This window comes from Brevibacterium aurantiacum (genome assembly GCF_003932995.1).
In the GTDB taxonomy this organism is placed as follows: Bacteria; Actinomycetota; Actinomycetes; order Actinomycetales; family Brevibacteriaceae; genus Brevibacterium; species Brevibacterium aurantiacum.
This window is the reverse complement of sequence record NZ_CP025333.1, coordinates 3555667-3568702: the sequence shown is the minus strand read 5'-3', so window position 1 is coordinate 3568702 and position 13036 is coordinate 3555667. Positions and strand designations below refer to the sequence as shown.

Below are 13036 nucleotides of genomic sequence, written 5' to 3'. Positions count from 1 at the left end.
TAGGCCGAGAGCCCGGGCTGTCGGGAGGCCAGGACGCTCAGGGCTTCTGCGAGAAGTCGAGCAGTCGGTTGAGGATGCGCACCATCTGCGTGGAATCGATCTCGACGACCTCGTGCAGATCCTTCCCCGCAGCTGCGCGCAGGGATGACTGCGTGTGGATGGCGGTGAGCGCCTCGATGAGGTCCTTGAGTGGAATTGTCGAGGCGGCTTTCGCGAAGCCGATGGCGTTCTCGATCAGCGATTGGATCCGCTGGACCTGGAACGAGCTCAGTTCCGCGTACCTGGGGTAGAGCTCAGGTGTGCGCAGACAGTACAGCTGGATTTCCTGCTCAGCGATCACCTCGGCGGCGGTGGACCTCTTCTGACTGAAGGTGTCGTCGATGAACTCCGTGAGGAAGCCTTCGATGTTCTCGGGTCGACTGGAGTTGAGGCGATCGCGCCAGCGTTCGATGGCGGCGTCGAGCATGTCGAGGTCGCGGGAGGTGCGCTGTTCGATCGTGGCCAGAACCAGATCGTCGCGGCTGGAGAAGTTCGAGTAGAACGCGCCGCGAGTGAACCCGGCGGCCTCGCAGATCTCCTCGATCGAGGCGCCATCGATGCCTTTGTGGGCGAAGACGGACATGCCCGCCTCCACCAAGGTGGATCGGGTCTGCCGTCTGCGGGCGCTGAGATTGTCTGTATTCATCGAACATTTCATCGTCGGGGTGGTCGCGGTGCTGGTGTGGCTGTGGTGCTGTCGCACAGGCTGTGCTGTGTCGGTCCGTGCGGGTCTCTGTCGGCCTGGGCATCCGATGAGAATCTTCACGAAACTCCTGATGCATTTGCGCTGAGGGCACTGAGTCAACAACAATACAATACTGTATCCAATACACTTTTGTATCGAGGTCTTCGTGTCAACATTCCTGTACGCTCTGGGTCGTCGTGCCTACCGCGCTCCCATCCGATTCATCGCTCTGTGGTTTGTGATCTTCGCGCTCGTCGGCGCCGGTGTCGCGGCCTTCGCGAAGGACTTCGACAACGACTTCACCCTCCCAGGGTCCGAAGCTCAGGTCGCACTCGATTCGATGGAGACGACCTTCCCAGAAGCCTCAGGTGTGGGCGCCTCCGTCATCGTCGTCGCCGCCGATGGCGACTCGGTCAATGACTCCACGTACAAGGATGAGATCGAGAAGGAAGTCGATCGGCTCGAAGACCTCCCTCACGTCGACGCCGTGACCTCGCCGTTCGACAAGATGGTCAAGGGTGCGATCAGCGAGGACGACTCCGCTGCGATGATCTCCGTCCAGTACGACGGCACCCAGCAGGAGGTCGGCGAAGCGGCCCCCGACCAGCTTCTCGACGAACTGGATCCGATCCGCGACGCCCTGCCCGAGGGCTCCCAAGTCGAAGGCGGAGGCCAGCTCTTCCAGATCACCGGCGTGGAGATCTCCTGGGTCGAAGGCATCGGCGTCGTCATCGCCTTCATCGTCCTGCTGCTCACCCTCGGATCCTTCCGCGCTGCCGGCATGCCGCTGATCACAGCACTCATCGGCGTCGGCATCTCCGTTCTCCTGGTCGTGGGATCCACGGCCTTCGGCGCAGTCAACTCTTCATCGATCATGTTGGCGCTGATGTTGGGCCTGGCGGTCGGCATCGACTATGCCCTCTTCATCGTCTCCAGGGCCCGGGCACTCCTGGCCGAGGGACATGACCCGCTCGAAGCCACCGGACGGGCCGTCGCCACCGCCGGATCGGCCGTCGTCTTCGCGGGCATGACCGTGATGATCGCGCTGCTCGGCCTGTCCCTGGCCGGCATCCCGTTCCTCACCGTCATGGGCATCGGCGCCTCCGGGTCCGTCGTCGTCGCCGTGCTCATCTCCCTGACGATGGTTCCCGCGCTGCTGGGATTGGTCAAGGACAAGATCACCCCCAAGCCGACGAAGCGCTACCGTCGGGCGTTCGCAACCGCGCAGGAGAAGGCGGGCGACTCCGTCTCTCGGTCTGAGATTGCCGCCGAGGCGGAGGCTGAGGCCGGTGAACCGTACCCGAAGACGATCATGAACAAGTTCTTCGCCGGTTGGCTGCACGTGGTGACGAAGATTCCGCTGCTGACGGTCGTGATCATCGTCGGTGGACTCGCATTGTTCGCCATCCCTGCCTCCAACCTCCAGCTCTCCCTGCCCACTGCAGGCAGCCAGGAGGAGGGCACGCCTGCCCGCACGAGCTATGACCTCATCGACGAGCACTTCGGTCCCGGCTTCAACGGACCGCTGGTCATGACGAGTGAGATCGTGACCTCCGACGACCCCCTCGGCGATGTCGAGAAGATCGAGAAGGAGATCGAGGACGTCGAAGGCGTCGACCAGGTCATCCTCGCCACCCCGAACCGGGACGCGACGACAGCTCTGTTCCAGATCATTCCGACCACGAGCTCCGAAGATCCGGCGACTCTCGACACCGTCGACCGCCTCCGTGATCTGAGTGCCGACATCGAGGACGAGGACGGTTTCGAAACCGCGGTCACCGGTGCGACGGCGATCCAGATCGATGTCTCTGATCAGCTCGGCAAGGCGCTGGTGCCCTTCGGCATCTTCGTCGTCGGCCTCTCGATCATCCTGCTCATGATGGTCTTCCGTTCGATCTGGGTGCCGATCAAGGCCACCGGCGGTTTCCTCCTGTCCGTCTTCGCCTCCTTCGGCACCGTGGTCCTCGTCTTCCGCGACGGACTCTTCGCCGGTGCGATGGGCATCGATTCGACCGGTCCGGTGATCAGCTTCCTGCCGATCATCGTCATGGGCATCCTCTTCGGGTTGGCCATGGACTACGAGGTGTTCCTCGTCTCCGGAATGCGCGAGGCCTACGTCCACGGTGCGAGTGCCCGGGGTGCGATCAAGGCCGGCTTCGCCTCGTCGGCCCGAGTGGTCTCGGCCGCGGCGATCATCATGTTCTCCGTCTTCGCCGCCTTCGTTCCCGCGGGTGAGCCGATCATCAAGTCCATCGCGCTTGCCCTGGCCTCGGGAATCTTCGTCGACGCCTTCCTGGTGCGCATGTCCTTGGTGCCTGCAATCATGCAGATGCTCGGCGACAAGGCCTGGTGGCTGCCGAAGTGGCTCGACCGCATCCTGCCCCGCCTCGATGTCGAAGGAGAGGGCCTGGCCCACGAGGTGGCTCTGCGAGATTGGCCGGAACCGGACTCCGAATACCGGGTCTACGGTCGCGGCATCGCCGTCAGCTCGGGTCGACGCGGATTCGCCCAGGTCGACATCTCGCTCTCACCGGGCCAGATCCTCGTCGCCAGCGGCCAAGCACGCAAGGCATTGCTGCTGGCTCTCTCCGGTCGCGTCGGACTGACCGCCGGTGAGATGAAGATCGGAGACATGGTCCTGCCCGAACATGCCGGACGGGTGCGTCGTCGTGTCCCGTACTTCGACCTCGATAAGAACGGGCCGGGGACGATGCCAGGGTCACGCGAGCTCTCACAGCTGCGCACCTCGGCGCCGGACCTGCTCATCATCAGCGAAGCAGGTGCACTGGCCGGAGAAAGCGGCCGGGACGTACGCGATCTACTCTTCGATCTGCAGGCCGAGGGCACGGCAATCGTGCTGGGTCTGCCCGACGGCGACATCACCGGGATCCTGTCCCCGAACACGAACTACTTCCACCTCGATCTCGATGAGGCCAAGCCGGAGGCTGAGCGTGGAACCGACAATGACAACGGCGGCGTGCAAGCTCACGCGGCCGGTCGCAGCGAAATGGAAGGCGTGCAGTCGTGAGACTCGAACGTGCGAACTCGAAACGGCCCGTGACCTGGCTGTCCCTCTTCGGTCTGGTGCTCATCCCGATCATCGTGGCCGCTGGATTCATTCTGGCCACGTACAACAGCACCGATCGCCTCGATACGATCGAGGCCGCGATCGTCAACAATGACGACGGCGCCGAGGTGGATGGTGAGACCGTGCCGATCGGCCGGCAGCTGACCAGCGGGCTTGTGGGTGAAGAGGACAACAACATCCATTGGGTCATCACCGATGAGGACGATGCCGAGAAGGGCATGTCCGATGGGACCTACGCAGCGACTCTGACGATCCCCGAGGGCTTCTCCCGGGCTGTGACCTCGGTCAGCGATGCCAAGTCGGCAACTCAGACGCAGCTCGACGTCGACGTCTCCGGAGTCGCTCCGGCCGCCGACACCCAGATCGCGCAGTCCGTGGCCGGAGTGGCACGGACAACCTTCAACACGCAGATGACCGAGACCTACCTCGACAACATCTATGTCGGCTTCAACGACATGGGTGATCAGATGAAGGACCTCGGAGACGCCGCCGGTGAACTCGACGAGGGTGGCGAAGAGCTGGCGAAGGGGACGGAGAAATCCGCGAGCGGGGCCGGTGAACTCTCCGCCGGTATGGACAAGCTCGACTCTTCTGGATCCGAACTCAGCAAGGGCGCCGGAGACCTGTCCAAGGGTGCTGGTGAACTGTCGAAGGGCACCTCTGAACTTTCGGGCGGTCTCCAGGACATGAAGAAGTCGACGGCGGATCTGCCCGACAGCACGCAGAAGCTGGCTGACGGTGCCGGAGAGCTCTCCGGGGGAGTCGACGAGTACACGAAGTCCATCGACCAGATCATCAAGGGCTTCGCCGGTTCCGGTGACTCCGGCTCCGGCGAGGGCGGTCTCGATGATCTCCTCAAGGGCGGCAAGGACCTCGACAAGGGTGCCCAGGGAGTCTCCGAGGGTGCAGAAGGCCTGTCAACGGGTCTCGGCCAGTACCGCGACGGGCTCCAGGAAGGCGCCGACCAGGCCGATCAGCTGGCCAAGAGCGGAACCGTGACCGGTCTCGATTCGCTGGTGTCGGCGGGCATGATGACCCAGGACGAGGCCGATCAGGCACGTGCTCAGATGTGCCCTGCCGGCACACCGGACGAGGTCTGCGCCGGCATTGAGAAGGCCTACGCTCAGGGGCTGCTCAACGGCACCTCGGGTGGCCTGAACAGCGCCGTCGACGGTCTGGAGCAGAAGCAGGACGGCGAGTCGCTGCTCGGCGGAGCGGACAAGCTCGCCGACGGTGCGGGTGAACTCAGCGACGGCATGAGCAAGTTCGTCAAGGGACTCGAAGACGGCCTCGGTGAACTCACCAAGGGCATGGAGGACATCTCGAAGAATGCTCCGAAGCTGCTCGAGGCCTCGAAGGGCCTGCGCGATGGTGCCTCCGGTGTCGCCGAAGGCAATCAGAAGCTTGCCGACGGAATGCCGGAGCTCAGCGACGGCATCGCCAAGGTCGCCGATGGTTCGAGCGAACTCGACGACGGTGCCGGACAGCTCTCCGATGGACTCGGCGAATTCTCCGCGGGACTCGACCAGTACACGACCGGTGTCTCCACTGCTGCCACCGGCACCTCTGACCTTGCGGCCGGACTGGACACCCTGTCCGAGGGCACAGACAAGTATTCGCAAGGAGTCGGCAAGTTTGCCGACGGTGTGAAGAAGGGCGCGGACGAGGTTCCCTCCTATTCGGCACCGGAGCGTGACAAGCTCTCCACAGTCGCCTCGGAGAACATCAAGTCGCCGGACTCCTCCGACGCGGGCGATGTGCTGCAGGGATCGACTCTTGCGCTGCTCATCATGCTCGCCCTGTGGGTCGGCGGACTCGTCACCTACACGGTGCTCAAGCCGATCCCCGCCTCGACTCTGCTCTCGACGAAGTCCTCGGTGGCCGTCTGGCTGCGCGGATTGGTGCCTGGCGTAATTGTGGGACTGCTGCAGGCCCTGGTGCTGTCGATCCTGGCGGTGACTGTGTTGGATATCGACGCCGTCCAAGGCTTCGACATCGCGGTGTTGACGTTCGTCTCCGCGCTGGTGTTCATGGTGCTCAACTTCGCACTGGTGGCGTGGTTCGGCGGCGTGGGCAGGTTCCTGTCGGTGATCGCCGTGGTCCTGGCTGTAGCCGGCCGAACGATCGGCGCGGTGCCCGGCTTCTTCGACTTCCTCGCCCCGATCCTGCCGCTGACGCCGGCGATGAACGGCTTCGCTGCGATCACCGCCGGAACCACGGGCGTGGCCGCTGCCTATGGCGGCCTGCTGGCCTGGGCGATCATCGGAGTCGTGATGTCCCTCCTCGCGATCGTGCGAGCCAGGACCACGAAGCCCGAAGCCGCCCTCGAAATGGCCGACGCCTAAGGGGAGACCCGCTTGGCGGGTGCCGCCTGCGTGGGGAGTGTCCCGCGTGGGTGCCGCCTGCGTGGGGCTGTTCAGGGAAACAGCTCCATCGAAGTTGAATAGCTCTGCTTTAAAGGCGAGCTATTTAACTTCGATGCAGCACCAGCAGGAACTCGCGCGCTGCTGCACCTTCAGATGAGGTCGAGGATCGCTGCTGCCGCGGCGTGGGAGTCGTTGAGAGTTGCGGCGTTCGTATTGGGGTTCGCTGCGATCGCCAGCCCCCATTGGACCGAGGAGAGTTGAATGGACAGCGCGAAACGGCGGGGGTGAACAGCGCCCTCCACGTCGATCGTGCGGTAGGGCCGCGGGGTGAGCGCGAGCCCGTTGAGGAACTTCTCGCGGCCATCATCCAAGGTCAGGCGGGCAGGCGTGAGCTGACCGCGTTCGACCATCCCATGCACCAGCACATCGGCTGCCCTGGACACCGCGTTCGTCGGTGAAGCCGCATCGATGACCACACTGCCGGTGATGTCGCCTGCCACCTGCGCCGAGGTGACTGTGAAGATCTGCGGCAAAGGATCCCCGGTTGGAGCCGCGGGCCACCCGCTTGCAGGTGTTGCACCCACGTCCGCAGGTGCAGCGACCTCGGGACTCGCTTCGATGCGCATATCGGGGCCGATGAACTCGACGAGGCCGGCTTCGGCCAGTGCGAGAAGCTCGGCGATGCGCTGCGGGGGAGGACCGTCGCAGATGCCGGAGACGAAGCTTTCGAACCAGCCGCAGATCTCCATGTCGATGCTGACTCGGTCGATGTGGCCGGCCACGATGAGCTCTTTGAGCAGCAGTCGAGACTGCCAGAGCACGGTGAACAGCGATTTCTCAGCGCTGCCCTCTGGCCCGGACAGAGAATCATGAAGGTCGTTGCGGAGGAAGTCGAGCATCCACTCGTGCAGAGAATTGGTCTCCCGGGGGCCACGACTGTCGAACTCTCGACCTTCGAGAGGATTGAGCAGCTCGTGCAGTGACATGCGGTGGGCCGGATCGGGGACGAGGCTCTCCTCGATCTCCGACCATGCGAAGGCCTCACGGGTGACACGACCCTGCCGCGCAGCCTCGGCGCCTTCGTGCTCTCGGGACTCGGCCGCGCCCGTGGCTGCGGAGTCCCCGCTGCCAGCACTGGTCTCGCGCGTCTCGGGGTGGGTCTCCTGCCAGGTGCGCCTGGTCAGGTGTCGGGACACCGCCTCGGCGATGGCCTCACGCAGCTGACCGGGATCACCGGCGAATGCTCCGGGACGGATCCGGGACAGGGTGCTGTAGTAGGCGAGACGGAGATCGGCGAGGATCAGCGGCCACAGCTGGTCGTTGAAGCGCGCACCGGCTTTGCGGTCGCCGTCGAGGTCATCGAGACCGGCCAGCAATGCGATGTTCTCCCGCGTGAAGTAGCGCAGCGGCCACGGTGAGCGCGGGTGGGCCTGGCAGATGGGTTTGCTGCGGTAGGGGACGCCGCGACGGGAGCCGAGCAGCAGACGAGGTTCCTCACCGCTGCGCACATAGCGGAGCTCGCCCGCGATGTCGGGACCCGGGTCGAATCGGCCGCCACGTTCGTGCGTGAACAGGGTCTGCAGATCGAAGTAGTTCAGGCCCATGCCACGGACGATGACACGGTTGCCAGGGGCCACCTCGGCGACGGGAGCTTCGGCAGGCAGGCCCTGCGGGATGTAGAGCCCGCCGGAGCGCTGCGCGAAGGCCGCGAGCCGGGCACGCTCATCGGTCTGCGCACTGGGAATATGGCCGACGGCGAGGACGACGGCGGAGGCGATGATGGCGGTGCCATCCTCACAGCGAACCAGCTGCGGCGGCACGGTCTCGGGATCCGCGGACGTGTGGCCGAAAGGTTCGACCGGCGGGAGATCGATGACCGATTCGACCTTCGTGGGGTGCTCGACGATCTCGATGAAGTCGGGTGCCATGTCGCGGATGCGAGCGTAGGCATCACGCAGATAGCGGCCGTAGAGAGTCCGGCTGGGGAACGTCGCGTCGACGGGATCCGTTCCACCCATGTCGCGATACCACTGCGCCATATCGGGGCCGAAGCGATCGGACGCGGCGCCGGAGTCCGCAGCAGTTTCGGGGGAGACGAAGGAGCAGCTGGAGTCGGGGAAGATCGTCTGTTCGGCAATCGTCGTGTTCATCAGCAGCGTCTCGGGCTGATCCGTGCGCCAGACGATGCCCGCACCCGGAGGGTAGGGGTCGATGAGGTGGATGACGATCGCGGGCGGGGTGTCAGCACCCACACCAGTACCAGCACCGTCGCCGTCGGCGCTCGAGAACCGTTCGGCGGCGAGGGCGACGAGCCTCTCGAGGACCGAGAGTCCTCGCGGTCCGGCGCCGATGATCGCGACCGAGTGGGCCTGCGAGTCCAGGCTTTCGGCGCTCGAAGCGCTCGTCTCAGCTGAGCTGCTGGTTCCTGACCATGGTGAAGAAGTCGTCACCCTTCATCTCCGGCTCCCGGGCCTGGATAGCCGGGGAAGTCGTCGCCGGGCTTGAAGCCCTTCGGGTAGCACTTGCCTTCGGCGTTGGGCTCGCCGGGCTTCGTGGTCTCGGTGGGCTCGCCGCCCTCTTCTTCGGCGGGCTGGTCCTCGGCAGATGCCTCCTCCGAGGGAGACTCCTCCGAAGGTGCCTCCTCGGCGGTGTCCTTCTCCTCATCCGTGGTCGGCTTGTTCGTCGGTTTCGCGGTCTCTTCGCCATCGGACGCGCCCTTGACCTCGCCGAGGATCCACTTGTGGAGGACGTCGAAGTCGGGGTCGTAGGTCGGGGTGACGTCGTTGTTGATCTGCACCGTTGTCACGTCGCCCTTCTGCATGGCGACAGCGAGTTCGATGAAGGCCGGGACCTCGTTCTGCGGGATCGAGGTGGCGATGTTCTGAGTCGCTGAGTTCGCGAGCTTCGGATACGCCGTCGCGAGTTCGCGCGGATCGATCTGGTCGAGGGTTGTTTTGATCATGCGCTGCTGACGGCACATGCGGTCGTAGTTGTCGCTGCCTTCACGCGACCGGACGTACCAGAGTGCGTCCTTGCCTTTGAGTGTCTGCGGGCCCGGGTCGACCCAGCCGTAGACCTCGTTGGCGACTCCAGACATCGATTTGCCGCCGCCCATCGGGATGGGACGTTCGACGTCGATCTTCACACCGCCGATGGCATCGACGACGTCTTCGAACCCGGCCATGTCGACCGCAGCCCAGTAATCGAGATTGAGGCCGAGTGAACCCTCGACTGCCTGCATCGTGGTGAACATACCCGGCTCCAGGCCATGGGTGTCGCCGATCTTGTCCTTGTTCTCCTCGCCCCACTGCCAGACGGAGTTGATGAGGTCGACCGAGGGTTGGCCCGTGGGCCGAAAGCCGTCGGGCCAAGCCTTCTCCAGTTCGCTGCCTTCGGGGAAGATCGGGAACGCGAGGTTACGCGGCACTGAGATCAGGGCGGTGTTGCCTGTCTTCGTGTCGATGGAGGCGACGAGCATGGTGTCGGGACGTGTGCCCTCGCGGTCATCGCCGTTGTCGCGGCCCATGAGGAAGACGTTGATGTAGGGCTTGTCGGCCCAGAGGTCCTCGGCGCTCTTGGAATGTCCTGTGCTGTCGCCGAACAGGCTCGAGACCGTATCGCCCTGGACCCGGGAATAGACCGAGCCGACGCCGAAGGGAATGCCGATGATGAGCGCCAGAGAGACGACGAGCACGCCGGCCAACTTGTTCTGCCACGAGGTATAGCGGTGCCCTTTGCGCAGCCCGAAGTGGGAGATCACGATCACGAGGATCCAGATCACGCCGATGACGGCGAGGACGATCGCGAGGAAGGTCAACATCGTCGGACTTGAGACGACGGTGCCGAACGCGCGGATCGGTCCCTTGATGAGGACGTAGACGAGAGCGACGAGGAAGGTGAGGACGAATCCGCCGAGCAGGATGAAGCCCAGGGGACGGAAACGTGTGCGCAGCAGCCCGATGCCCGGGAGCAGCGTGCTCAGCGAGGTCCAGCCGACAAGGCTGGGGAAGGCTTCCCCGACTCGTGAGGAGTGGCGACGTGCGCGCGGAGCCTCGTCCGCGGACGCTGCCTCGGCCTCGCGGCGGTCCCTGCGCCGTTGAGGTGCTTCCGCTTCGTCGGCGAAATCATGTGCTGATTCCCTCGCCGAGGTGGGGCGGTTGTTCCGTGCGCCGGTGGGCCTGCTGGACTCGGCAGCGAATGTCGCTGGCGCGCCGGGGGAATGCTCCGTTGTGGAGGCGCTGTGGTCCCGGGCCTTGTCATCGTGTGCTTGGGCGGCCGATGCCACACCTGCTGCTGAGGCGCCGCTGGCTCCTGCTGCGCGAAGCATCCGTGCTTCGCGGCGGGTCCGTGGCGCTACCGGGCGAGGTGTCGGTGCCTTCGACTGGTTCTGCTGAGAGTTCGACTGGTTCTGTGCTGAGGACGAGTTCTGAGACTGTGCGGGCCTCCGGCCGGACTGTGACTGAGCTCGTGACTGCGACTGCGACTGTGACGGCGTCTGTGGCTGCGATGTCGGGCGGAGCGAATTGGATCCATCGTCACTGGCTGTGGCATCACCGCGGAATCGAGGACGAGAAGAAGCGCGGAGCCGATGACCAGCAGGGCGTGAATTGGGGTCGTTCCCATTCGGCCCGTGCTTGTCAGGGGGAATCTCTGGCAAGTTCTTAACTCCTCATAAATTACGTCTCGTGCTATATGCGTTGCTCACGATGCAGGCCATCGGCGCGCATCGTGGACGATGTCAGCGCAGGGGGCACCTCCGTAGCATCGTTCCCGAACCCGTCAGAGAGCAAACCGCAGAGCACTTCAGATCGATTTTACGCTTGTACATTGATGAATGCTGGAATTCGCGTGTACGTGAGCATGGGAGTCTGGTCGCCATCCCCTTCTATTCGGCGATCCACCCCTGAGATGTTTATGATCAAGGCCACTCTTTGCCCGCACATTTTGCTCTTCGCCATTGGTTTCGCATAGGCTGTTCCCCGTAGTGCAAACTGCAGATTCGACGCTCTCTTCGCAGAGTGGCATCGAGTCAGTATTTGGAGTCGTGGCTGAGCGGCCGAAAGCGTCACCCTGCTAAGGTGAAGTCCCTTGAACTGGGGACCGAGGGTTCAAATCCCTCCGACTCCGCGTTGTTCGAAACCCCCGTCTGACCAGGTGAACACTGGGCAGGCGGGGGTTTTTCGTGCGCTCGCTCCCGCCGCGTGCCTAGGCTCACGCCAGACTCCCACTCACACTGGCATCCAGACTCTGGTGTGATCGGCCCCGATCCTTTAGGCTCAGGATTGTCAGTCAATCCTGTGTTGGCTGACATTTGCGTCTACGAGAGGGCAGTGTCATGAAGATCTTGGTGGTCGGAGCAGCAGGGCACGTCGGAGGAGTTGCTCGAGCCGAACTGGAAACCCGAGGGCACCAGGTCATCGCAGCCTCGCGGTCGACAGATCCCGGAGTTGATACCTCGGACCCTGAATCGATCGCTGCGCTGCTCAAGGCCGTCGGGCGAGTCGATGCCATCGTCGTCGCGGTCGGTGCCGCGGCATTCAAGCCGGTCACCGAACTTTCGCGTGAAGACTATCTGGAGGCCTTCACATCAAAGGCCCTGGGGCAGGTCGAATTCGTCACGCAGGGCCTCGACTACCTTAATGACGGTGGTTCGATCACTGTCACCACCGGTGTGCTCAGCCGGGAGCCTGTGCCGACTGCCGCTGCGGCAGCATTGGTCAACGGCGCCGTCGAATCGTTCGTCATCTCCGCAGCACCTGAGCTTCCGCGCGGCATCCGGATCAACGCGGTCAGCCCCAATGTGCTGGCGAACTCCCCGCACTTCCACGACGCATTCGCGGGAATGGTCCCGGTTACTGACGAACAGGTTGCTGCGGCCTTCGTGCGCTCCGTCGAAGGAAACGTCACCGGCAGGGTTCTATCTGTCTGACCCAGTCCGTGATTCGACCGAACTCAACAATCGATACCGATCAGGAGGCGTCGGAGTGGACTCATCGAAATCAACGAAGAATACCGTGGGACGCCCAACGGCAGGCACGTCGGCATCGCAGGCCCCGCTGGACTCTTCCTCGAGCGCGGCACGGACTCCTGCGTCCAACACGGAACGCAGGCAGCGCGTCGTCGATGCAATCAAAAGGCGGATCATCCTCGGCGAGATCCGCCCGGGCCAACGCATCATCGAAGCAGAAATCACCTCTTCTCTCGACGTGAGTCGCCCCACCGCTCGCGAGGCGCTCAATCAGATGGCCAGGGACGGCTTTCTCATTCAGGAGGCCTATCGGGGCCTTCGCGTGGCCGATATTGAGGCCGATTCCCTTCTGGAGATCGCTCGAGTCAGGGTCGCCCTCGACACGGAGGCGATCAGCGAGATTCTCGCCGACCAGTCTGGGCAGCGCATGGCCGTGCTGGAGGCGGCATGGCGGAAGTTCGAGAAGGCGACAGCGGGATCGGATCCGCTGGCTCTTCACGAGGCGCACGTGGAATTCCACCGGGGCATCTGGGAAGCGGCGGACAACTATCTGCTCATGCGCATCTGGCCGGTGATGGAGGCCCAGATGACCATCGTCTTGGCCTATGACCAGTTCACCCGGACGAATCCCGCACGGGCTCATGCCATCCATGCGGCACTGATGCGCGCGATTCGCACCGGCGATCCGGCGCAGATCCGCACTGCTCTCGACGTACACACCATGGACAGTGCGCAGGAGCTGGCACTGCTGGCTCCCGGCTCGGCTGAATGACCGGTCCCGAGGCGTGATCGGGGGAGTCGCTCCACCCGTGGTGGAGGCCGTCAGGAAACTCTGTGCCGAAGAGCATTGACGCGGTCAGATCGAGTGCGTAGCGTAAACCTCAGAGGGA

At 64.0% G+C, this 13036-nt stretch carries 7 protein-coding genes and 1 tRNA gene; 5 read left to right on the top strand and 3 right to left on the bottom strand.

What is annotated here, in order from left to right:
* Nucleotides 1-37: 37 nt before the first annotated feature.
* Nucleotides 38-685 carry a TetR/AcrR family transcriptional regulator gene (locus tag CXR25_RS16510; protein ID WP_009882568.1) on the bottom strand — a complete coding sequence of 216 codons (648 nt, stop codon included), beginning with the start codon at nucleotides 683-685 and terminating at the stop codon, nucleotides 38-40.
* Nucleotides 686-890: 205 nt separating this feature from the next.
* On the opposite strand from CXR25_RS16510, the gene CXR25_RS16505 reads away from it, so the two are divergent.
* Together CXR25_RS16505 and CXR25_RS16500 are read left to right on the top strand one after the other, a co-directional pair.
* On the top strand, nucleotides 891-3752 hold the full coding sequence (locus CXR25_RS16505) for an MMPL family transporter (RefSeq protein WP_101583031.1): 2862 nt from the start codon (nucleotides 891-893) through the stop codon (nucleotides 3750-3752).
* A complete protein-coding gene (locus tag CXR25_RS16500; RefSeq protein ID WP_101583030.1) occupies nucleotides 3749-6157 on the top strand; it encodes a YhgE/Pip domain-containing protein in 2409 nt (802 codons plus the stop codon). Before CXR25_RS16505 ends, CXR25_RS16500 begins: the two co-directional genes overlap by 4 nt.
* A gap of 170 nt (nucleotides 6158-6327) precedes the next feature.
* On the opposite strand, the gene CXR25_RS16495 is transcribed toward CXR25_RS16500, so the two are convergent.
* Together CXR25_RS16495 and CXR25_RS16490 are read right to left on the bottom strand one after the other, a co-directional pair.
* On the bottom strand, nucleotides 6328-8628 hold the full coding sequence (locus CXR25_RS16495) for an FAD/NAD(P)-binding protein (protein ID WP_096162023.1): 2301 nt from the start codon (nucleotides 8626-8628) through the stop codon (nucleotides 6328-6330).
* Nucleotides 8625-10505 carry an LCP family glycopolymer transferase gene (locus tag CXR25_RS16490; protein WP_101583028.1) on the bottom strand — a complete coding sequence of 627 codons (1881 nt, stop codon included), beginning with the start codon at nucleotides 10503-10505 and terminating at the stop codon, nucleotides 8625-8627. Before CXR25_RS16490 ends, CXR25_RS16495 begins: the two co-directional genes overlap by 4 nt.
* A 711-nt stretch (nucleotides 10506-11216) precedes the next feature.
* Between CXR25_RS16490 and CXR25_RS16485 the strand changes: the two genes are divergently transcribed.
* The 3 genes from CXR25_RS16485 to CXR25_RS16475 all read left to right on the top strand — a co-directional run bounded on the left by CXR25_RS16485 (nucleotide 11217) and on the right by CXR25_RS16475 (nucleotide 12918).
* Nucleotides 11217-11305, top strand: a tRNA-Ser gene (locus CXR25_RS16485).
* 208 nt (nucleotides 11306-11513) lie between these two features.
* A complete protein-coding gene (locus CXR25_RS16480) occupies nucleotides 11514-12107 on the top strand; it encodes a short chain dehydrogenase (protein ID WP_009882562.1) in 594 nt (197 codons plus the stop codon).
* Nucleotides 12108-12162: 55 nt separating this feature from the next.
* Complete coding sequence (locus CXR25_RS16475) at nucleotides 12163-12918, top strand: GntR family transcriptional regulator (RefSeq protein ID WP_069600948.1); 756 nt, start codon at nucleotides 12163-12165, stop codon at nucleotides 12916-12918.
* Nucleotides 12919-13036: the final 118 nt, after the last annotated feature.

Coding starts and splice junctions, on each gene's coding strand:
- CXR25_RS16510 (WP_009882568.1), bottom strand. CDS start 685: ATGAATACAGACAATCTCAGCGCCCGCAGACGGCAGACCCGATCCACC.
- CXR25_RS16480 (WP_009882562.1), top strand. CDS start 11,514: ATGAAGATCTTGGTGGTCGGAGCAGCAGGGCACGTCGGAGGAGTTGCT.
- CXR25_RS16490 (WP_101583028.1), bottom strand. CDS start 10,505: ATGCTTCGCGCAGCAGGAGCCAGCGGCGCCTCAGCAGCAGGTGTGGCA.